Source organism: Actinomadura violacea, assembly GCF_017573465.1.
In the GTDB taxonomy this organism is placed as follows: Bacteria; Actinomycetota; Actinomycetes; order Streptosporangiales; family Streptosporangiaceae; genus Spirillospora; species Spirillospora violacea.
On sequence record NZ_JAGEPF010000012.1, the window covers coordinates 37,239 to 55,625 of the forward strand.

The window sequence follows — 18,387 nt, forward strand, 5'->3', positions numbered from 1 at the left end:
CCATGATCCGCACGCTCGTCCCGCTCGTCGTCGGCTTCCTCGTCGGCCAGGCAGCCAGGATCGGCCTCGACCTGCCCGCGGGTGCGGTGACCGAGATCGTCACCGTCGCGGTCGCGTTCGCCTACTACACCGTCGTCCGGTTCGCCGAGACGCACTGGCCCGCCGTGGGCCGCTGGCTGCTGGCGGCCGGGCTCACCAGCCACTCCCCGGTCTACGTTCCCGCCGTCACCGCCCAGCGGCTCACCCGGCCGCGCGCGTAAAACTTCATGGCGAGAAGATGCCCCGTTCACCCGGCCGTCCAGCCGGGTGAACGGGGCATCTTCTCTGTTTATGTGTTTACCAATTCCGACTTATCACCACAAAACCAAGCAAATCACCGCCCTACGGTAACGGTCGAGAGGTTTTTTAACGTTCAGACTTGCATTCGAGCGCCGCTGGATTGACACTCCGAGGCAACGTGATGCATACTGCCTTCCCCTTTTTGCTTAACCTGCCTTAGCCATGCCATCATCCCGTCATCACGGCCGTGTTATCGAGACGAGTCGACCCATAGGAGAGGTCCGCTCAAGGCAGCAATAGGGGGTTCGGTGGTCACGGACTTGTTGATCGCCATCGTCGTGCTGTGCGGCGTAATCATCGCCTTGGTGGCAGGATTCTCAGCGAAGTTGAGCGGCGCGCAAGCAAACAACATCCTCACGCAGGCAGGTGTCGCTTTTGCCGGATCCGTGGGGGTTCTACTGGCCCTGCTGAACGCCGCGAAAGTGATCTAACGCGTTACCGAAGAAGTCTGTGATGAACCGGCCGGAGAGCGAGGCTGGTGGCCAATATGCGTGGCCACCAGCCGACCACCTCGACTAGTTCGCATCCTTCCGGCTCGCGCGCTTGGCCGCGATCTGCCGTTCCCGCTCGTAGGAGGCGCAGTTCGCTTCAGCGGCGGCCTCCTCCTCGGTGACCGGGTCTCGGCGATGCCGGTGGCCGCACCCGTAAGCGCAGTCCCAGTACAGGCGCCCTTCGTCGTCGGTCTTCCAGGTAACGAACTTGTGGTGCCCACCCCGGCAGGCTTCTTTCCTCTCGGCTTCGTAGATCGCTTCGAGCGTCTTCATGCTCGGCGGCTTCCACCGGCGTGCCATCAGCGCTCCTCAATGTGGAAGCCCTGACACCGAGCCGGGCACTTCCCGGCCGGGTACTCGCACGGGGCGATCGCCAGCACCTGGGACGGCAGGGCGGGCATGGAGGGGTCGATCGGCTCGGGCTTGCCGAGGCCGGCCTTGAACAGCGTCCGGTACAGCCGCTTGTAGTCCGCGCGGTGCGCGGCGCGTTCGTGCCGGTTCCAGACGCCGTACTGGGGGTTCAGGCGCAGCGACCGGTCGATCAGCAGGTGGAGTTGGCGCTTGAGAACCAGCGGCGCGCACCGCTCGCAGGCCGCCCAGCCGTCCTCGTCGATCTGGGTGATGGTGTCGCCTTGCGGGCTCTGGAAGACCTCGACGGTGCCTCGGTTGGGTGGGAACGCCACCACCGCGGCGAGGTAGCAGCAGAAGTCGCAGACCTGCCCGTTGTGCTTGTCCTGGTAGTGCTGGTGTCGCTGGCGGACGTGTTCGGCGTACTCGGTGAGGATCTGGTCGAGGTCGTCGACGTCCTCGGAATGCAGGGTCATCGTTCTCGTTTCGTTCGGAGGGGGCATCCGTCGCGGCCTCGCGCGGATGCCCGGCGGAGGGGACGCGGCGGGAGCGGTGCGGCTCCCGCCGCGTGCGCGGGATCAGGAGTTGCGTCGGGCCGGGCACTCACCCGTGAGGCGGGTCAGGTGCACCAGCAGCCCGTGGGTGTCGCCGATGCGGCGCGCGTAGTCGATCTGCTTGCGGACCTCGGCGCGTTCCTGCTCGGTGATGGCGTGGTTGAACAGGCAGTAGCACCGCGTCGGTACGCAGGTGCGTTCCTCGGCAGTCCCGTCGTCGGGGGGCAGCTCGGTCACGGGTGGCTGTCTTCGCTGGCGAGGATGAGTGCGGGGTCGTGGCAGGCCGCCTCAAGGACGAGCTGCCGGGCCCGGTCGGCGAATTCGGTGATCTCCTGGTCGGGCCTGTCGATGTCGGCGATCACCCAGGTGATGAGGCCGAGGATTACGAACCGTCCGGTCTCGGCGGTCTCGGCGACGGTGTCGCGGATGTGGGCCTCGGACAGGCCCGCGACGCGGGCCACCTCCTCGACCTTGGTGCTCAGCGCCTTGGCGGCGCCGTCGCGGTCGTCCCAGTGCTCGGCTGCGCGGCCGATCCGGTCGTCTGTGTGGTGGTGACACACGATGGTGAAGGGCATGAGGTGCCTTCTCTGTGAGGTGTGGGCGCGCCGAGGCCAGGCCGGTCGTGGACCGGCCCCGGCGCGGTGAGGATTCAGGAGGTGGGCTTTGCCGAGTGGCCGCACGACTTGATCTCGGCGAGTCGCCTGCGGACGCGGTCTTCCAGCTCCTCGATGGACTGCTCGGGCCGGACGGCCTCAATCACGGTGATCGTGCAGATCCCCTCGAAGATGACGTAGCCCGTCGCGGCCGCGATGCTGGCGGCGCGCAGCAGAAGAACCCAGGTGAAGCGGTCGCCGGGCAAGAATCCGTCGGCGACCTCTTCCACCCAGTCGCACAAGCTCTGGGCGGCTTCTTCCCTGTCCTGCCAGTGACGGCGGGAGCGGCTGAGATCGCCGGACTGGTGTTCGTGCGTGACCAGGATGAACGGCATGGCCGCCCCCTTTCTGGTGGCCTGTAGGAGCGCGGCCTAAGCCGCGTTCCCGCCGGGCGCCTTCGCGGGGGCGGGGCGGATGCCGTACTCGCGGGCGAACACGGTGGTGTGCCCGTGCTCGCGGGCCTCGCGGAGGCCACGCTCGTAAGCGGCCCTGGTCGGCGGCCAGTCGGTGGCGTCGGCCTTCTTCTTGAACATCTCGACCAGCGCGGCCTTGGCGTCCTCGGCGGCGGGGTGGCCGTCGGACAGGACGCGCGGGGTGCGGCTGCCGGTGCGCCCGGTGCAGATCACCTGCCAGCTCTGTGCCTTCGGTGTGTCCTCCTCGCGGGGCTGGTCCACGGCGCGGCGCCTGATGGGCATGGTCGGTCCCTCTCTACTGGACCTGCGGGAAGAGGGCGGGCCACCCCGCCCAACTTCCGTCGGTTTGCTGTGCTGACATGTACCAAAGTAGTTCCCATTTCCCACATTTGTCAACACAGTGCCCTAGGTTAAAAGACTGTGATCACTGTGTTGACAGGCCAGTCCGGAAGGCTCTAGGGTTTCTCATGTCAGCACAGCAAACCGAAGGAGCATCATGGACAGGACCGCCCTGGTTCTGACCTCGTGGGGGCAGCTCAGCCAGATCGAGATCCCCAGCCCCGCGGCAGACCCGCACGGGAAGACCATCCGAGCGGCGATCGGCTGCACGTACTTCGAGGTCGTCCGACTCACTGACGCCTTGGACATGTGGGTCGACGAGGAAGGCGCCTACAGCAAGGTCGTCAACGGCTACGCCACGAGCCTGGCGCAGCGCTACGGCCACCTCCGCCAGCCCTTCTGGGGCACGGCGTTGTTCGCCACCAGCGACCACGAGGGCAACACCCTGGGCCTGCTACCCGACCAGGCGACCGCCCTGCGGTCCCAGATCATCAGCCTGCCGGTTTTCCCGCCGGTCTCTGCGACCACCTGACCGGCCGGGGTCCGGGGACCCGCAGCTCCGGACCCCGCCACCAGGGCCCGCCATAGGGCCCTACGGGGCCTCCCGGCACCAGCCGGGAGGCCCCGCCTCACCTCCCATGACTGCACACAAGGCCGCGCGCCGATGCGCCCGGCCCGAAAAGAGCTGCCCCATGTCCTCCACCGTCCCGAACGCGCATCCTCCCTCGACCGCCGACAGCGTCCCCCGCTGGAAGGGCCGCCCGGTCCCATGGGTCGCGCAGTGGACCGGCGAAGTCCCCCGCAAGCCCCGCCCCGAGGTCCGCTACGAGCCCGCGCCCGGCGGCGGCACGCGGCTGGCCTACTGGGACGCCACCGAAGCCGACTGGTGGGCGCCGACCGACAACCACGAGGCCATGCTCTGGCGACGCACCGGCACCGGCCGCCAGGGCGAACCGCAGTACGCGATGCTCAACACCATTCGGCAGCGCCAGGCGATGACCGAGCTGCTGTGCCAGGTGTGCGGGCAGTCTGCGGACACGGCGGGCGGAACGGCGTGGCTCATGCACAGCATCGAATGGCAGATCCTCACCGGCGGACGCGGCGGCAGCGACCCCTTCTGGGCGCAGGCGGTCACCGGCCCGGACGGCATGACGCCGGCGACGACGAACCCCCCGACGTGCGCGTCATGCTGGCGGACGGCGTCCCGGATGTGCCCGAGCATCCGCAAGCACGGCGCCGTGGCGCTCGTCGTGGGCGCCGCCCGCCCCGTAGCCGTGACCGGCGACGTGTTCCCGGCGGGAGCGGGTATCCCCGAACCGCGCCGGGTGAACTTCGGCGACGAGGACGCGAACCGGACGATCGCGCGGCTACTGGTCGTGGAACTGGACGATGTCCAGGTGCTTCCCAACCTCAGCGCGCTGCCCGTTGAGCCGCGAACGAGTACGTCGTGAGTCTGCGGTGACGCTGAGTCCGTCGGAGCGTCCAGCTTCGGCGGACTCAGCTACAATCAAGCCGCCGGGCCGGGAGCGGTTTGTTGTGCTGACACTCGACAAGCAGTCCACGCCTTTCGGTGCGGAGTTCCCGGCCCGGCTCACTTCTCCCCGCTCGGGGCCCGATCGGACATCACTTCGCTGACTTCGGCCGCTTGGGTCCGCCGCCCGCTCCTTGGCCCGGACGGCTTTCCTTCCAGGCCAGCCACTCGGCTTTGCGCTCTGGTAGCCATCCGGAGATCGGCCTCGGGCCGCTGATCACGACATCGGGTTCGGGCGGCGGCAAGGTGTCGGCGTACCGGGCCTTCAGGTGCGAGGCGGCGGTACGCGCAATCCCCAGCCACCTGCCGACCTCGTCGATGCCCACATAGGTGACCGTGTCGGCCTGGTAGTCGGCGGGCTCGGCCTTCTGCTTGGTCTTGCGGCGCTCATCCCACGCCAACCACGCTGCCTTGCGGTCCGCGCGCCAGCCCGCCCACCGGCTGATCTGGGCATCGGGCTGCGGGCAAGGATTGTCGCCGTCGGCGTAGCGACGCCGCCACTGCGACACTGTGGCGTGCGGAACACCGAGCCAACGGCCAACGGCCTCGGCGCCAACCAGGACCGCTCGGTCGGCGGTCGTAGCGGCAGCATCGCCGGCCTCATTGGACACGGCGTCAGACGCGTGACGATCGGTCGACATCTGGGAACGGTCTCCTGCTGGCGGGTGCTGGTGCGATCGCGCCCCAAACTACCGGCTCGGCGCGATGCCGCACGGGCGGATCGAGGGGCCGCGCGTACCGGACAGCCACCACCCGGTCAGGTGACACGTGCGAGATCGAGGTCGACCGCGAGGCAGCGATGGTCACTGGCCTCGTTCCCGCTCGTAGCGATCGGTACCGGGGAGATCGGGCGGCCTCATGCTTGAGCCCGATTCTCGCCGGTTGCGTCATGGGAGGAACAGGACGCCGCCGTACTCGTAAGCCTCCGGGGTCAGCTTGGATGCGCCCTCCCACTCGGCCAGGTCGGCAGGGATGGGAGGCAGCTTCGGCTCGAACGGGTCGGGCCTCCACTCCTGCACATTCACCAAGCCCGGCTCGACCACCTCCAGACCGTCGAGCATCGCGTCCACCTGCTGAGGTGTGCGGTTCTGCCACGGGATGCCGGCCGCGTTGAAGGTGTCGGCCATCTGGCGGCCGCGGTGCGCGTTCTCGTCCACGGCTTGGGAGAAGGCGAGGTAGTTGATGCGCGGCCCGGCCATGAGCAGAGCGTCGATGAGGAAACGGGGATGCCCGTCGTCGTCGCGGAGGTGGTGGCCGACCGAGAACATCAGGATGGCGTAGGGCTCGTTGAAGTCGATGAGCCGCCGGGTCTGCGGGTCGTTCAGGACCGCGTTCGGGTCGCGCATGTCGGCGGTGATGATGGCGGTGGTGGTGGCGTCGTCGGCCAGCAGCGCCCGACCGTGCGCGAGGACAAGGGGGTCGGTGTCGACGTACACCACTCGCGCGTTCGGGTCGATGTTCTGCGCGACCTGGTGGACGTTGTTGTCGGTGGGTAGTCCGCAGCCCAGGTCGATGAACTGCCGCACGCCGTGCTCGGCCGCCAGGTGGCGGACGGCCCGGCCCAGGAACCGGCGGTTGGCCCGGGAGGAGTCCAGGTTGGCGGGGAAGCGCTGGAGGATCTCCACGACCATGTCCCGGTCGACCTGGTAGTTGTCTTTGCCGCCGAGCATCCAGCCGTAGCCGCGCGCCGATGAGGGGAGGTCGGTGGTGAAGGTCTGGACGGCGGTGGGGTCGGTCACGGAAGGCTCCTCACGAGGGTTGCCGAACGCAGTCGCTGACGGGGGATGGGACACCGGGGGCGTGGAGCCCTGTCCCGGCCGCGAGGCGTTCCTCTACGGCCGGGACAGGGATTCAGGTGCTCCTCCAGCCGGCCGCGGTCGGCTCGCTTGGTCCGGCGTGACCCCTCGGGGGATAGGTACCGCCGGACGCGGAGCCGGCCGGCGCCGAGCTGGAGGAGCGGTCTTCGGGGACGGCGCCGAGGACGTAGCGGCGCACGAGGAGCTGCTCTCGCTCGGCGTGCCATCGGTCCAGTTCGGCGCAGTCGTGGGCGCACAGTCGTTCGTGCAGCGTCGCCAAGCACGGCGCGGTGATGACGGCGTCCCCGCGCCAGGCGCGGTATCCGCCGGAGAAGACGCGGGCGATCTTCCAGGCCGGGTGGGTGCTGATGGCGTGGTCGATCACGCCGGTCGCCCACACCAGCAACCGCGGTGCCGCGCTCGCGGAGATGGCCGGTGTCATCGGCGGCCACCGTTCTTCCGCTTCCGAGCGGTGAGGATTTCGTTATGGTCGGCAGCCGTCCATGGCGACGGTTCTGCCGCCTGCTCGCCTATGAACTGCCTTGCCATTCGGTCGTCCTCGCTGGGTTCGCTGCCTTTGGGGTGTCGGTTTTTCAAAGCGAACACCTGTACTGACCCGGCGTCAGGAGGAAACTGGGGGACGTGGCAGGACGTAGGAGGATGTTGCCCAGGTCGCGGAGGGTGTCTCGTCGATGAGCGGACCAGAATCTGTTCCGGCGCCCGAGGCCATTCGCCGATTGCGGCAGCGGATGTGCTGGTCACGGCTGACGATGGCGGAAGAACTCCGCGGCGTCGCCGACCCGAAGGCGTTGGCCCGCCTTGGTTCGGCGGCGTCCATGGTCCGCCGGATCGGCGCTCATGAGCGAGGCGAAGACCCGCCGCGCGAACTGTACGCCGAGCTGTACCGGCGGCTGCTGGCCAAGTACGCCGACGCAACCGGCGAACAACAACCGCCCGGCCCGGCCGCGCACCTGCCGAGCTTCGTGCGCCCTCGGCCCGCCGGCGCGGTCGCCGCGCAACCGGAGCCTGGTGGGCGGCTGGTGCTTGAGGATCCGGCGCAGATCGTGATGCGTGCGCGTTCGCTGGTCGCCTCCAACGTCGACGCTGGGGCGCTGGAGGAGATCCGTGCAGCGATCGCGCAGATCGTCGGGCGGTACGAGCAGGAAGGGCCGCACCCGCTCATCGGCGACATGCAGACCTTGCGGCGCACGCTGCACGAGTTGCTGCGCGGACAGCAGCCTCCTGAGCAGCGGCGCGAGCTGTTCGTCCTGGCCGGTCAGGCCGCGGGCCTGAACGCCTACGCGGCGGTGAACCTCGGGCGGCCTGCGGTCGCTGAGGCGTACTGCGTCGAGGCCGAGGAACTGGCCGACCACGCCGGAGACATCGGCTTGCGGATGTGGGCGGCCGGTACCCGGTCGCTGGCCCTGTACTACCAGGAGCGGTACGCCGACGCCGACGCGGCCGCCGCAGCGGGCGCCGCGCTGGATCCCGACAGCCCGCAGGCGATCCGGCTGCTGGTCAACGGGCGCGCCCGAGCGCTGGCGCGGATGCGGCATGCCGATGCGCGCAGGCAGGCCGAGCAAGCCATCGGCAGGGCCATGGACCTGTCGGACCGGTTCGCCGACCAGCTTCCCTCCGGCGTCTCCTCGTGCATCGACCATGCGCCCTACAGCCCAGCGCGGACGGTAGCGAACGTGATCACCGCCTATGTGTCGCTGCGCGATACCGGCCGGGTTCTGCAGTACGCCGGGCTCATCGACGAGCTGGTGGAGCACTCCACTTCGCAGTGGACACGCGCCCTGGTCCGCCTGGACGTCGCGACCGCGCTCCTGCATCCCCGCTCCAGGGACGTCGAGCAGGCCATGACGCTCGGCGGTCAGGCGCTCGCGATGACCACGAGCGCGCCGATCCGGTCGGTGTGGCAGCGCGCTCGGGAGCTGAGAGACCGCGTCGAGCGCTGGTCGCTCAAGCCCGAAGCCGCTGACTATGCTGCTCAACTGCGCCGGTGGGCTACCTCGCCGCTGGCCCGCACGGTGACCGGCAGCCGAGGGGACAGATGAGGGCGGTTCCGCTGGACGACCCTCGCGCTTTCCCTCCGGCACCGCCCGCTGACCTGGACGACGCCGAAGCGATCGCGGCCAACGATTGGGAGGCGTTCCGGCAGGTCGCGCAGATGCGCGACCACTGGAGCCGCCCCGGCTGGTATCCGGGCCGCCGCGCCTACTACTGGATGTTGACGTTCCCGGACGAGCCGGAACTGCTGGCGATGGCGCACCGATGCCAGAGCGCGATCGCCCCCCTCGGTTTGGACCTGATTCCCGATGACGGCCTGCACATCACCCTGACGCGCATCGCCGAGGCCGGCACTCCGCGGGCTCGCCTGGACGCCTTGGCCGAACATGCGGCTGAGCAGATACCGACCGCGTTCGAGCTGTCGTTCGGCCCGTTGGCCGGGTCACCGGGCGCCGTCCGGTTCAGCGTCGTACCGTGGCGCCCCCTGGTGGAGCTGCACGCGGTTCTCGCGCACGCGAACCTACGAGCAGGGGTCGACGTGGGAACGCCGACCGCACGGTTCCGCCCGCACCTGGGCATCGCCTACTCCAACCGTGTCCGGCCCGCTGCGCCGATTATCGAGACGGTCGCCATCCTGCGGGAGGCCGAACCCGTGCTTACTCAAGTTGTGTCGGTGGAGCTGGTGGAGCTTCGCCGTGAGGCGAGCACCTACAAGTGGGATGTGCTTCATCGTGTGCCGCTTCGCCAGGCCGCTACGCCCGATCGTTAGACCAGGCGCAGCGGCGACAGCATGGAGGCGTTCCGGCGGGGTGTCGCGCGGCCCGCTTTGGAGCGATGGCTACACCACGAGCACATCTCCAGCCTGAGATCGGTTCAGAGTTCCCGCTCAGGTCTCGATCTGCTGAACACCGGCGGTGGCGGCTAAGGCTTCATACCTACCCCGCCGACCGCGTCCATGGCTTGTGGCGCACCTGGTTCGCCAAGGTCGGGGCGCCACAACGGGAGGGGGACGATACCTGGCTCTACCACCTGCAGGCCGTCGAAGAACTGTGCGATCTGCTGAGGGCTGCGAAGGCGGTAGGGCACGGCGCCGGTGTCGTCGTAACTCTGCTGCGCGCGGTTGAACGCCTCGTTGGTGTTGACGCCGTCGTTGAGGGCGAGGTAGCTCCCCGAGGGAAGGGCATCCAGCAAACCTGACACGATGGCTCGTGCCTCATCGTGCTCGGTGACGTGGCCTAGCACTCCCATGAACAGCAGCCCAACGGGCTGCGCGAAGTCCAGCAGCCCGGCCGCCTCTGCCAGGATCCGCTGAGGATCACGCATGTCGGCGTTGATGTAGTGGGTGGCGCCTTCTGGGGCACCGACGAGTAGCGCGTTAGCGTGGGCTAGCACCAACGGGTCGTTGTCGACGTAGACGATCCGGCAGTCCGCTGCGAGCCTCTGAGCGACTTGGTGCGTGTTGTCTTCGGTTGGTAGGCCAGTGCCGACGTCGAGGAACTGTCGGACGCCGGCCTCGCTGACCAGGTACTGGATGGCCCTGCCGAGGAATGCGCGTTCAGACTTCGCCAAGTCGAAGATTCCGGGGAACAGTTCGGCATACTGGTTCCCGGCTTCCTGATCAACGGCGAAGTTGTCCTTGCCTCCGAGCCAGTAGTTCCAGATCCGCGCCGAATGAGGGACGCTGGTGTCGATTCCGTGACTCAGATCTTTGTTCGCGTGCGCTAGGAACTCTTCGGCGTCGCTCGCCATCGCACCCCTCCGGTGTGAGCTGTGTCGGATGTCTCACCATGAGAACAGATGCCCGGAGTGAATGCACGACTTGGGGATCACCTGGCTGGAGGCGGTCACAAGAGTTCGTTCAGGAAGTGGAGACTGTCTCCCGTGGGAAGGGCGGCTACCAGGAGGGATGAGAAGAGTTTGCTGAAGTAGGTGACATCTCGGTTCCGGTGGAGATAGAGCGCATGTTCTCGTTGTTCCAGGTAGATCATGTCGTCGATGTGACGCTCAGGGAACCTCATCACCGTGACAGGGCCGTCCGCGAACGCTTCGTTGGCCTCGTCGGCCGGCAGGATCTGAAGTGTGATGTTGCTATGCGCAGCCAGGCTGAGCAGGTGCCTGATCTGGGCTCGTAGTACCGGTCGGCTACCTGCTACCTCCCAGAGCGCCCGTTCATGGATGATCATCCAGAGCTTGGGTGAGCCTGGATGGTAGAGGATGTCTTGGCGGCAGAGTCGAAGCTCGATTCTGCGTTGCAGGTCTCGTTCGCCGATCCCTGGGAGATCGCGAGTGATAGCTAAGCGGGCGTACTCACTGGTCTGGAGGAGGCTCGGGATTCGCAGCGGGGCATAAGTTCTGATCTCGGCTAGTTGCGGCTCGGCCATTACGTAGAGTAGGAACCAGTCCGGAATCACATCCCGGTACGGCCGCCATGGCGCGTTGCTGCTGCGCTCCATGAGTTCGGCGACGAACTGGGCGTCCACCTCTCGGATGCCCCTGCGGTCCCCGCCGTTGCCAGCACTCTGCGCTGTCCCTTGAGTGGAGCTGAGGCAGGAATCCCAGTCCATGGGGCTAACGAGCAGGTCGGCGCCCTGCCGGTGTTCGGCGCTGACAGGGGCTGCCGCGACAGGCTGAGGTTGTCGCGACTGCCCAAGTACCCTCGGCGCCGCCATCTCCACTTCCCGGTACCGATCGCAAACTTGAGCAAGCGAGAACATCGCCCCGGTGGGGCGGCCTTTCAACTCGGCGTGCGCGTAGAGCGTCGCCCACAACGACTCCACGAGCTCCCATCGAGGGATCCGCTTCCACGACCGGCTAAAGACTCCGTGGGCTGTCGAATGAGGGACTCGGCAGACGCGGACGCCCTGCACTGTCTCCTGGCGCTTCTGGAGGGCATCCGAAAGATCCTCAATTGTCTGGTAAGACGGACTTGCGGCCTGCTGCCTATTGTGCGCCAGCAGAGAGATCACCGCATCGAAAGCGCTCCGACGGCCTTCGTCGTTCATGATCGTCTTTCTGTCCACGGTTAGAGGCGAGTTCTTACGGCAAGGTCATCATGCCACCGCCGTCACGGGCGTCCCGGTCACACGACACATTCCGTGGGTTGCATCGCAAGGAGTCCCAAGCAGCCCTTGCCGGAGCATCGCGTCAGGTAGCAGCGCGATCCGGGATCATCCCGGATGAACCCTGGATGTACTGGGTCGTAGCTTCCGGCATCCGAGTTCATCCAGGCTCGCCGGTTCCTTCCACTTCCACTGCGGCCCATGGGCAAGGTTGGTCTCGATCGACTTCGCCCCATGGAATCCGGAGATGTCTCCCTACAAGAAGACGACGCTTTCGCCGGGGTTGCCTCTCAATAGCAGCCAACGCCACGAAGCATTGACTGCCGAAGAGAACGATATGGCGTTGGCTCTGATCACGGTCTGGGCTATTCGCACAGGCCGTCCGATGCCGGCGATCCCAATGAGCGAGCTACCCGAGGAGGAAATCGAATCGTTTTGGGTCGATGACCTACTGGAAGACGCATCTGCTTGCCTTCCTTGTGATCGTCGGCCCGCACGGCAGGCTTCTCGCTTGGGGAAACAGCACGCGCCGGTTCCGCCGGTAAGGCGTCAAGCCTTACACTCCCGTCCACTCCAGACCCACAAGGCCGAATAACCCATGCACACGACCCTCATCGCCCTGGACATCCCAAACTTCGGCGACCAGCGCCGCAAGCACGACGTCCAGCGCCTCCTCCGTCAGAACATGTACGAACTACTGACCGAGGCATTCACCATGACTGGACTGCCCTGGGAGGACTCCCATCGCGAAGACAGGGGGGACGGCGCACTGATCATCACGCCTCCGCAAGTGTGCCCCTTCGACGCGCTCGATCCCCTAGCGCACCACCTAGCAGCGCGTCTGCGCCGCGCTAACCGGCTCACCAACGAAATCACGCGCCTTCGGCTGCGGATGGCCGTCCACACTGGCGAGGTTCAGTACGACAACCATGGTGTGCTCGGCTATGCCGTCACGCACCTGTTCCGACTCCTGGATGCGGCCGCGTTCAAACGCGCCATGGCCGCCACCCCAGGAGCCGACCTTGGGCTGATGGTCTCCGCCTCCCTCTACCACGCGGCGATGGACGATGGTGCGATCGACCCAGACGCCTACAGCCCGATCACCATCAACAATAAGGAGGTGCGCCGGGTCAAGGCGCACCTGTGGCTGCCGCCGACGCCCCCCACCGGTCACCCGAACACTCGCCAGCCCTGACACCGTTGTCCACCGTCATGCCCGTAACGTCGGCGCTCGCCTGCTTCTTCTGGTGCGCTAGGTGAGGGGATGGTGAGTGCGCGCCGACACGGGCGCTGGGCCCTCAGCGACCGCGACGACGGTGAGCCTGAGCGTGGTGATGGCGCCGGCTGTGCGGCCCCTTGGTGCTGGCGAAGTCCACGGTGACAACAGGTATGCGCTCGGACGGACGGCGCTGCCGGTGGGTGCTCCGTTGCGCGGAGCGTCCTGGCGGACCGCGCGTATGGGACGGGACATGAACAGGGGCCCCGGTGTTGGCCGGGGCCCCTGGGGGAATGAGCGGCGCGTCAGCGACGCCGCTCGGCAAACTGCTGTTGGATCTGCTTGCGGGCCTCGCGCTGGTCACGGCGCTTGAGCGTGCGTTTGGACCAGCGCGGGGTGTGGACAGGGCAGCAGTACCAGCGGTGCGTGCTGCGGCTGCCGAGCATGGGGGCAGAGTTGCCGGACATGGCTGTCTCCATACGGGCGGGAGGAGGGGCCTGCCCTGCCGGGCAGGCCCCTGGGTGTTAGCCGACGGCGACCTGGGCGGCGGTCTTGTGGTGTTCGGCTCGGACCTGCTTGTAGAGGGCCAAGGCCAGGTCCGCCGACTCGCGCAGTTCGCGGTGGTCCTCCAGCAGTTCAGCGATGAACTTGCTTTCACGGGCCAGGGGCCCGAGACGCTGGAGGGTCAGGTTGATGTCTCCGGCCGGGCCCGTGCGCGCGATTTCCCGCATCCAGGACTCGCAGCCCCGCAGGCGGTTGACCGTCTTACGCAGCCCCTCCAGGGCCATGGCCGTCCGCTCCTCGGGCGTGAGGTTGAACTTCATCTAAGTTCCTTCGGTCTGCTGTGCTGACATGAACAACATTAGCCAGAAATGCCGTTCATGTCAACACAGTGATCAAGGTGATTGATGGCCGAGCTGCAGGGCCCGACCGGCAGGGCCGGGCCGGGGCAGGGCCGCGCCGGGCCGAGGCAGGGCCGGGGCGCTGAGCGGAGCGTCAGATAACCGGCGCGTCAGCTCGACGGCCCGCGTCTGGAGCGTGGCGGCATATGTAACAGAGGTGCTCGGCGGGGCACACATCGCACGGGTCCGGCGTCACGTGCCGGGGCTCGGCGTCGGTCTCGAATCCCGAGTGATGCGCACCAGCACTGACCGCACCGCGCGGTCAGGGTCGTTGTCGAAGTGCCACACCTGAGTTCATCCTCGGCATCCTCGGCATCCTCGGCCACGACGACGTCCCCGTGGTCGTGGCCGAGGCCCCTCCGGCACCGAGACCGAGACCCGCTCCTCCGTCGACGTCGAACTGGACTGCGCCACAAAGGTCATCGCGATGCTCAGCGAGCTCGGGGCCGCGGTGGTCGCCGAGGTCATGACCGCCGCAGACGTGCGGGAGATGATCCAACGCCTCATGGACCTGGTCACCGGAGACCAGGATGAGGAGAAGGGAATCGCCGCATGACCCCCCTACTGGAACTGGACGGCACCAGCCGCCCCGCGCTCGCCTCCGTCCGCTGGACCACCACCCCCCAGGACGAGGCCGGCTGCTGGTGGCACGCCTACACCGACGGCACCCGCCTCCCGCCATCCACGGTGCGGAAGGCGACGACGGCGAGCTGATCGGCCCCGACGACCAGATCACCCAGATCCAGGAGGACTTCCCCGAGTGGTTCTCCACCCGGCGCCGCCGCACCGCCGACACCGGCGGCGGCAACGGAGGCGGGAACGGCGGGGGCGGCGGCCGCGCCTTCCAAGGACGTCGGCGGCGCCGACAAGAAGCCCGCCAAGGACGACAAGCCGAAGACCTGGAAGGAGACCCTCGCCGAGCGCATGGGCAACAGCTGAACCCGGCCCGCCTCGTGCCGCTGCCGCGCGGAATGCGACAGCGGCACGCCCCCCGTCGATCAGGCGGACTTGTCCCCGACGAGCTGGTTCAGCGCGACCGCGGCCTTCAGCGCCGCCATGATCCCGGCCCCCGCGCCGAAGACGCCCCCGATCACGGCCGCGGCGGCGAAGCCGACCCCCGACACCTGGACGGCCGCGACGGCCGCCGAGATGCCTGCGCCGAGCCCGACGACGCCGCCGGTCACCAGCATCAGGACCGTGATCAGCAGGGTCCGGGTCGTGTACGGGGGCTTCGGGGCCCCGTTGTTCTGTGCGTCTACTCTGGGCATGCGGTATCCCCTCTCCATCGGGCGAAGCACCGCACTGGGCCCGGCCCCGGCTGCATCCGGGAGCCGGGCCCGCCATGTCCGTCATGACGGGCGGTGCATGTCCACCATCATCAGGACGGACGCCCCCGAAGGCGAGTACAGTGGGAGCGCGGGGCAACCCGCCAGAAGCGAGCCAAAGTTACGAGACATGGCTAGGAGTTCTCTGGCGGGTTATGGCGTTAAGTCTGTGACGCTTGGTTCCGGGGGAATTCATGACCAAGATCCACTTGAACTTCGCCTACGTACTGGCCACGGCGAAGGAACGCGAGCGTTTGGCGCGCCGCTACGACCGCCTCAACCGCACCGAGCAGTACCTGGAGAAGGCCGCGACGAGCTTGCACAAGGTCGGGAACAGGCGGCTGACAGGGGTGCGTGTACGGCGGCACTTCGTCCACCGCCCCGACCCGCCCACCGTCGAGGTCTCGGACCGTGCCCTCCCGCCCCCCGATCAGCGCCCGCCCGCGACACGCCTGCTTAAGAGCGGCCTCGCGCTCCGCTTCTACCTGATCGCGCTCTGTGCCGCCCAGATGCGGACGAGGCGCGGCCAACCCGGAAACGAACTTCCACTGTTGCCGGAAGCGGGCGGCGTCGGCTGGGTCGACCTGGTGGCCGTTCCGGCCGAGCCCGAGATGTCGGGTCGGTACGCCGCCAGCAGGGCCAGCAAGAAGCAGCGCCAGATCCAATCGGCCCTCAAGACGCTGTCCAGCCCCGGCGTCCAGCTCGTCCACCTGCCCAACAGGAACAAGCGGTACAAGACGTACGAGGGCTTCCGCCTTCTCGACGAAGGCGGAGTCCGAGCACTCGGAGACCCCGTCCCCTACGTCATCCCGCCAAAAGACGCCAAGACCTTCGCCCTGCCCACCGGCCTGTTCAGCAACGGCTGGATCCACCTCCTGGAAGACGCCGAGCTCGCCTTCTTGATGATGCTCGCCGAGGCAACCGCACCGGACCGCCAGGGCGAATGGGTCAAGATCACCAGCGAGGAACGCCTCCTGCACTACGGAATCGGCCGGGATGCCTACGCGGCCCACAAGACCCTCAGCGCTTTCGGCCTAGTGAAGGTCCACGCCGACGAGGGACGCCACGGCGACGGCAAGGTCATGGACTACAACAAGGGGGCGCAGCCCCAGCTCCACGCCCTCAAGCTGGAGCCGGACGGCTTCGAAGAACCCGCGTTCGACGTCATGAAGGACTACCTCGAACCGTTCAAGAACCGCCCTGCCAGCTGATCGCCAACCGGCATCAGCCCGGCTGTCGTTGAAACGACGCGGCTCCCGGTAGGGACCGCTGGCACGTCCGCGAGGGCGCGGAAGACGCCCACGAGGGCAGACGGGCCGAGAGGCCACCGAGCAGCCCGTGAGGGCACGTCAACCATCCAGCGGGCCAGCCAGGAGGTCTCTCGTGTCCCGCATTGCCGCACCCCAGCGCCCAACGTAGGCCATCGACGACGACCCCCCGGCACCCGCACGCTCCTCCTCGCCACCTGCTCCGACGGCACCCTCGTCTACGCCTGGACCGGCGCCGCAGCCGCCGACATCGGCGGCTGGATTTCCGATCGAGTACTCGTCGGATGTCTGGCAGCGGGTCATGCTGGAGTCGGCGGTCCAGCGGTACGACTCCCCGATCCCGATGCGGTCGAAGACCAAGAGCGTGGAGCACATGGGCGTGGCTGTCGTAGTCGTCGTCCTCGGAAGAAGACGAAAACGCGGCCCCCGGAGCGAGCGGTAGTGGCTGCCCCCGCTTCTCGGCCGCTCGCATCGCCGCGGCCGCGCGCGCCCGGCGCTGCTGGGCTGGGGTTTGCGGGCGCTGGAGAGACAGGTATCCGCAGTCTTGTCCGCATGGCCACCAGGAGAACCCGGCGTACCCGTAGAGCGCTCCCTGCTCGTGCCAGCGGGTGAAGGCGTGCCGGCCGGCGGTGCACTCGGGGTGCGGAGCCGCTGTCGCCGGCTGGTCGTTGAGGACGGCGGCGAGGAGGGCTGCGGCGAGTGCTCGTCGCTCGTGGATCGTCTTCATCCGCCGCAGGGTGCTCGTCAAGGCTTCCTGGTGCTCGGTGGCCGTCGCAGCCATCCTGGGGATCCGGTGATGTCGGCCATGCGGCGTGCGAGCACGGCTTGGTGCAGCCTCAGCAGGGTCGTCGGTTCGAGGGTGTTGGGCAGTTCTGGGGTGTGCATTGGGCGCTCCTGAGGATGGCGCGGGCCTTAGGCGGCCCGCGCCATCAGGGACGACGGGTGCTCGTGCTATCGGGGCGAGTTGCTGGCGGTGCCGCTCTCGGCGGGCGCCGCCTTGGTGGCCTTCGTGGTGGCTCGCCTGCGCCTGCGGTTCACGGTCCGGAGGTGGAACACCGTGCGACCGATCTCCACCTCGTCGGTCGCGCCGTTGCTGAGGACGGCCTCGGCCATGTCCAGGCCCGGCTCGCCCATCGAGGCCAGGATCATGATCAAGGCGATGCGCGCTCGGCCCCTGGAGCGGTATTCGGCGATCGGGTTGCCGTTGCGGAGTAGCTCGTAGGTGCGGGGAGCGGGCTTGCGCTTGCCCGGCGGACGGGGGAGGCCGTTGCGGTTCAGGAACGCCGTGATGTCCTCCCAGCGCCAGCGTTCCACCGTCGCAATCACCTGGGCAGGCTCGGGGTAGTCGGGGTGGCGTCGTCGCCAGTTGGACACCACCGCTCGGGAGACGCCGAGCCGCTGGGTGATGTCGGTGGCGCGCACCAGGTCTTCCGCAGGGTCTTCCACGATCGTTCTCCGTTCGGTGAGCGCGGGCGGGCGGGGCCGCCGGTCCGGCGGCCCCTCGGCTCTTGTGCGAGCCTGGCCAGCAGGTCAGGCGACGGACCGCGCGGCGGCCATGTGGTAGCAGCGGCGGCCGTACCTGCCTGCCTTGCAGGTGCAGGAGGTCGCGGTGGTGGCGTAGATGTACGCGCCGTCCTTGGAGACGGTGCGGTACTCGCCGGGCGCGACCTGGATGATGCCGCCGTCGCTGATCAGCTCGTCGGCGTCGTCGAGCTGCTGGGCGCTGAATCGAAGGCGGGGGTTGAAGACCAGCGTCTTCATCGTGCAGAGCACGCAGCTCCGGTGCCGGTGCCGGGGGCGGGCCCGTAGCGGGCGGACGCAGCGGGGGCAGTAGCCCCGCATGGCGATCTCCATCTCAGATCCAATCGATTTGCTGTGCTGACATGAGAAAGGCTAGCCACCTCTGACACTTCCGTCAACACAGTGATTGAAGTTGCCGTAGTGCCAGCTCAGCCCGTCCGCATTGCCCGATAAGGGACATGTCCCGACCGCCCCGCCCAGGGCCGCACAGGACAGCACGGGACCGCACGGGAACTTCCATGCTCACTGTGTTGACAGTGGATGCCGCCCGCCCTAGGCTTCACATGTCAGCACAGCAAACCGACTAGAAGTGTGAGGGTGGGCGAACGGGCCGGAAGAC

Annotated in this window: 26 protein-coding genes; 10 read left to right on the forward strand and 16 right to left on the reverse strand. The window is 67.8% G+C overall.

The window, feature by feature from the left end:
- Positions 1–2 precede the first annotated feature (2 nt).
- Positions 3–260 carry a hypothetical protein gene (locus J4709_RS19825; RefSeq protein ID WP_232383780.1) on the forward strand — a complete coding sequence of 86 codons (258 nt, stop codon included), beginning with the start codon at positions 3–5 and terminating at the stop codon, positions 258–260.
- 327 nt (positions 261–587) lie between these two features.
- Positions 588–770, forward strand: coding sequence for a hypothetical protein (locus tag J4709_RS19830; protein WP_208242857.1), 183 nt, complete (start codon positions 588–590; stop codon positions 768–770).
- An 84-nt stretch (positions 771–854) separates the two neighbouring features.
- Here J4709_RS19830 and J4709_RS19835 read toward each other — a convergent pair whose 3' ends face one another.
- From J4709_RS19835 to J4709_RS19860, 6 genes are all read right to left on the reverse strand, one after another.
- Positions 855–1,103 (reverse strand): hypothetical protein, encoded by a 249-nt coding sequence (locus J4709_RS19835; RefSeq protein ID WP_208242858.1) that lies wholly within the window; start codon positions 1,101–1,103, stop codon positions 855–857.
- A 26-nt stretch (positions 1,104–1,129) separates the two neighbouring features.
- A complete protein-coding gene (locus J4709_RS19840) occupies positions 1,130–1,654 on the reverse strand; it encodes a hypothetical protein (RefSeq protein ID WP_208242859.1) in 525 nt (174 codons plus the stop codon).
- Between the two features lie 102 nt (positions 1,655–1,756).
- Positions 1,757–1,969, reverse strand: a complete 213-nt coding sequence (locus J4709_RS19845) for a hypothetical protein (protein ID WP_208242861.1) — start codon at positions 1,967–1,969, stop codon at positions 1,757–1,759.
- Positions 1,966–2,307, reverse strand: a complete 342-nt coding sequence (locus tag J4709_RS19850) for a hypothetical protein (RefSeq protein WP_208242862.1) — start codon at positions 2,305–2,307, stop codon at positions 1,966–1,968. Before J4709_RS19850 ends, J4709_RS19845 begins: the two co-directional genes overlap by 4 nt.
- Positions 2,308–2,381: 74 nt before the next feature.
- The gene (locus J4709_RS19855; protein WP_208242864.1) at positions 2,382–2,720 is read right to left on the reverse strand and encodes a hypothetical protein; all 339 of its coding nucleotides are present in this window, start codon (positions 2,718–2,720) and stop codon (positions 2,382–2,384) included.
- Between the two features lie 36 nt (positions 2,721–2,756).
- A complete protein-coding gene (locus J4709_RS19860; RefSeq protein ID WP_208242866.1) occupies positions 2,757–3,080 on the reverse strand; it encodes a hypothetical protein in 324 nt (107 codons plus the stop codon).
- Between the two features lie 214 nt (positions 3,081–3,294).
- Here J4709_RS19860 and J4709_RS19865 point away from each other — a divergent pair, with 214 nt between their 5' ends.
- Positions 3,295–3,669, forward strand: coding sequence for a DUF3846 domain-containing protein (locus J4709_RS19865; protein WP_208242868.1), 375 nt, complete (start codon positions 3,295–3,297; stop codon positions 3,667–3,669).
- 160 nt (positions 3,670–3,829) lie between these two features.
- Positions 3,830–4,588: a hypothetical protein gene (locus J4709_RS19870; RefSeq protein ID WP_208242870.1), complete on the forward strand. Its 759-nt coding sequence runs from the start codon at positions 3,830–3,832 to the stop codon at positions 4,586–4,588.
- Positions 4,589–4,760: 172 nt separating this feature from the next.
- Here the strand turns inward: J4709_RS19870 and J4709_RS19875 are convergent, their stop codons facing one another.
- The 3 genes from J4709_RS19875 to J4709_RS19885 all read right to left on the reverse strand — a co-directional run bounded on the left by J4709_RS19875 (position 4,761) and on the right by J4709_RS19885 (position 6,906).
- Positions 4,761–5,309, reverse strand: a complete 549-nt coding sequence (locus J4709_RS19875) for a hypothetical protein (protein ID WP_208242872.1) — start codon at positions 5,307–5,309, stop codon at positions 4,761–4,763.
- A gap of 246 nt (positions 5,310–5,555) precedes the next feature.
- On the reverse strand, positions 5,556–6,407 hold the full coding sequence (locus tag J4709_RS19880; protein ID WP_208242874.1) for an SAM-dependent methyltransferase: 852 nt from the start codon (positions 6,405–6,407) through the stop codon (positions 5,556–5,558).
- 112 nt (positions 6,408–6,519) lie between these two features.
- A complete protein-coding gene (locus J4709_RS19885; protein ID WP_208242875.1) occupies positions 6,520–6,906 on the reverse strand; it encodes a hypothetical protein in 387 nt (128 codons plus the stop codon).
- A gap of 250 nt (positions 6,907–7,156) precedes the next feature.
- Here J4709_RS19885 and J4709_RS19890 point away from each other — a divergent pair, with 250 nt between their 5' ends.
- Positions 7,157–8,524 carry an NsdA family TPR-like regulatory protein gene (locus J4709_RS19890; protein ID WP_208242877.1) on the forward strand — a complete coding sequence of 456 codons (1,368 nt, stop codon included), beginning with the start codon at positions 7,157–7,159 and terminating at the stop codon, positions 8,522–8,524.
- On the forward strand, positions 8,521–9,246 hold the full coding sequence (locus tag J4709_RS19895) for a 2'-5' RNA ligase family protein (protein ID WP_208242879.1): 726 nt from the start codon (positions 8,521–8,523) through the stop codon (positions 9,244–9,246). Before J4709_RS19890 ends, J4709_RS19895 begins: the two co-directional genes overlap by 4 nt.
- A 152-nt stretch (positions 9,247–9,398) precedes the next feature.
- On the opposite strand, the gene J4709_RS19900 is transcribed toward J4709_RS19895, so the two are convergent.
- Positions 9,399–10,226, reverse strand: a complete 828-nt coding sequence (locus tag J4709_RS19900) for an SAM-dependent methyltransferase (RefSeq protein ID WP_208242881.1) — start codon at positions 10,224–10,226, stop codon at positions 9,399–9,401.
- 95 nt (positions 10,227–10,321) lie between these two features.
- Positions 10,322–11,497, reverse strand: a complete 1,176-nt coding sequence (locus tag J4709_RS55650) for a DUF5753 domain-containing protein (protein ID WP_208242882.1) — start codon at positions 11,495–11,497, stop codon at positions 10,322–10,324.
- A 637-nt stretch (positions 11,498–12,134) separates the two neighbouring features.
- Between J4709_RS55650 and J4709_RS19910 the strand changes: the two genes are divergently transcribed.
- Positions 12,135–12,731 (forward strand): nucleotidyl cyclase domain-containing protein, encoded by a 597-nt coding sequence (locus tag J4709_RS19910; RefSeq protein WP_208242884.1) that lies wholly within the window; start codon positions 12,135–12,137, stop codon positions 12,729–12,731.
- A gap of 326 nt (positions 12,732–13,057) precedes the next feature.
- Here J4709_RS19910 and J4709_RS19915 read toward each other — a convergent pair whose 3' ends face one another.
- A complete protein-coding gene (locus J4709_RS19915; protein WP_208242886.1) occupies positions 13,058–13,219 on the reverse strand; it encodes a hypothetical protein in 162 nt (53 codons plus the stop codon).
- 57 nt (positions 13,220–13,276) lie between these two features.
- A complete protein-coding gene (locus tag J4709_RS19920; RefSeq protein WP_208242888.1) occupies positions 13,277–13,576 on the reverse strand; it encodes a hypothetical protein in 300 nt (99 codons plus the stop codon).
- A gap of 505 nt (positions 13,577–14,081) precedes the next feature.
- Between J4709_RS19920 and J4709_RS54795 the strand changes: the two genes are divergently transcribed.
- Both J4709_RS54795 and J4709_RS19925 read left to right on the forward strand, forming a co-directional pair.
- Positions 14,082–14,210 carry a hypothetical protein gene (locus J4709_RS54795; RefSeq protein ID WP_269757350.1) on the forward strand — a complete coding sequence of 43 codons (129 nt, stop codon included), beginning with the start codon at positions 14,082–14,084 and terminating at the stop codon, positions 14,208–14,210.
- Entirely contained in the window at positions 14,207–14,368 is a 162-nt protein-coding gene (locus J4709_RS19925) for a hypothetical protein (RefSeq protein WP_208242889.1), read from the forward strand. Before J4709_RS54795 ends, J4709_RS19925 begins: the two co-directional genes overlap by 4 nt.
- Positions 14,369–14,652: 284 nt before the next feature.
- Here the strand turns inward: J4709_RS19925 and J4709_RS19930 are convergent, their stop codons facing one another.
- Positions 14,653–14,922 (reverse strand): hypothetical protein, encoded by a 270-nt coding sequence (locus J4709_RS19930; RefSeq protein ID WP_208242891.1) that lies wholly within the window; start codon positions 14,920–14,922, stop codon positions 14,653–14,655.
- Positions 14,923–15,173: 251 nt separating this feature from the next.
- On the opposite strand from J4709_RS19930, the gene J4709_RS19935 reads away from it, so the two are divergent.
- A complete protein-coding gene (locus J4709_RS19935) occupies positions 15,174–16,190 on the forward strand; it encodes a hypothetical protein (RefSeq protein ID WP_208242893.1) in 1,017 nt (338 codons plus the stop codon).
- Positions 16,191–17,198: 1,008 nt separating this feature from the next.
- Here J4709_RS19935 and J4709_RS19940 read toward each other — a convergent pair.
- Both J4709_RS19940 and J4709_RS19945 read right to left on the reverse strand, forming a co-directional pair.
- Positions 17,199–17,693 (reverse strand): helix-turn-helix transcriptional regulator, encoded by a 495-nt coding sequence (locus J4709_RS19940; protein ID WP_208242895.1) that lies wholly within the window; start codon positions 17,691–17,693, stop codon positions 17,199–17,201.
- Positions 17,694–17,777: 84 nt separating this feature from the next.
- On the reverse strand, positions 17,778–18,101 hold the full coding sequence (locus J4709_RS19945) for a hypothetical protein (RefSeq protein WP_208242898.1): 324 nt from the start codon (positions 18,099–18,101) through the stop codon (positions 17,778–17,780).
- Positions 18,102–18,387 lie beyond the last annotated feature (286 nt).

Bases quoted from the DNA above. Each gene is read 5' to 3' on its own strand.
- J4709_RS19825 (WP_232383780.1), top strand. From the start codon at position 3: ATGATCCGCACGCTCGTCCCGCTCGTCGTCGGCTTCCTCGTCGGCCAG.
- J4709_RS19835 (WP_208242858.1), bottom strand. From the start codon at position 1,103: ATGAAGACGCTCGAAGCGATCTACGAAGCCGAGAGGAAAGAAGCCTGC.
- J4709_RS19840 (WP_208242859.1), bottom strand. From the start codon at position 1,654: ATGACCCTGCATTCCGAGGACGTCGACGACCTCGACCAGATCCTCACC.
- J4709_RS19850 (WP_208242862.1), bottom strand. From the start codon at position 2,307: ATGCCCTTCACCATCGTGTGTCACCACCACACAGACGACCGGATCGGC.
- J4709_RS19855 (WP_208242864.1), bottom strand. From the start codon at position 2,720: ATGCCGTTCATCCTGGTCACGCACGAACACCAGTCCGGCGATCTCAGC.
- J4709_RS19860 (WP_208242866.1), bottom strand. From the start codon at position 3,080: ATGCCCATCAGGCGCCGCGCCGTGGACCAGCCCCGCGAGGAGGACACA.
- J4709_RS19865 (WP_208242868.1), top strand. From the start codon at position 3,295: ATGGACAGGACCGCCCTGGTTCTGACCTCGTGGGGGCAGCTCAGCCAG.
- J4709_RS19870 (WP_208242870.1), top strand. From the start codon at position 3,830: ATGTCCTCCACCGTCCCGAACGCGCATCCTCCCTCGACCGCCGACAGC.
- J4709_RS19875 (WP_208242872.1), bottom strand. From the start codon at position 5,309: ATGTCGACCGATCGTCACGCGTCTGACGCCGTGTCCAATGAGGCCGGC.
- J4709_RS19885 (WP_208242875.1), bottom strand. From the start codon at position 6,906: ATGACACCGGCCATCTCCGCGAGCGCGGCACCGCGGTTGCTGGTGTGG.
- J4709_RS19890 (WP_208242877.1), top strand. From the start codon at position 7,157: ATGAGCGGACCAGAATCTGTTCCGGCGCCCGAGGCCATTCGCCGATTG.
- J4709_RS19895 (WP_208242879.1), top strand. From the start codon at position 8,521: ATGAGGGCGGTTCCGCTGGACGACCCTCGCGCTTTCCCTCCGGCACCG.
- J4709_RS19900 (WP_208242881.1), bottom strand. From the start codon at position 10,226: ATGGCGAGCGACGCCGAAGAGTTCCTAGCGCACGCGAACAAAGATCTG.
- J4709_RS19910 (WP_208242884.1), top strand. From the start codon at position 12,135: ATGCACACGACCCTCATCGCCCTGGACATCCCAAACTTCGGCGACCAG.
- J4709_RS19915 (WP_208242886.1), bottom strand. From the start codon at position 13,219: ATGTCCGGCAACTCTGCCCCCATGCTCGGCAGCCGCAGCACGCACCGC.
- J4709_RS19920 (WP_208242888.1), bottom strand. From the start codon at position 13,576: ATGAAGTTCAACCTCACGCCCGAGGAGCGGACGGCCATGGCCCTGGAG.
- J4709_RS54795 (WP_269757350.1), top strand. From the start codon at position 14,082: ATGCTCAGCGAGCTCGGGGCCGCGGTGGTCGCCGAGGTCATGACCGCC.
- J4709_RS19925 (WP_208242889.1), top strand. From the start codon at position 14,207: ATGACCCCCCTACTGGAACTGGACGGCACCAGCCGCCCCGCGCTCGCC.
- J4709_RS19930 (WP_208242891.1), bottom strand. From the start codon at position 14,922: ATGCCCAGAGTAGACGCACAGAACAACGGGGCCCCGAAGCCCCCGTAC.
- J4709_RS19935 (WP_208242893.1), top strand. From the start codon at position 15,174: ATGACCAAGATCCACTTGAACTTCGCCTACGTACTGGCCACGGCGAAG.
- J4709_RS19945 (WP_208242898.1), bottom strand. From the start codon at position 18,101: ATGGAGATCGCCATGCGGGGCTACTGCCCCCGCTGCGTCCGCCCGCTA.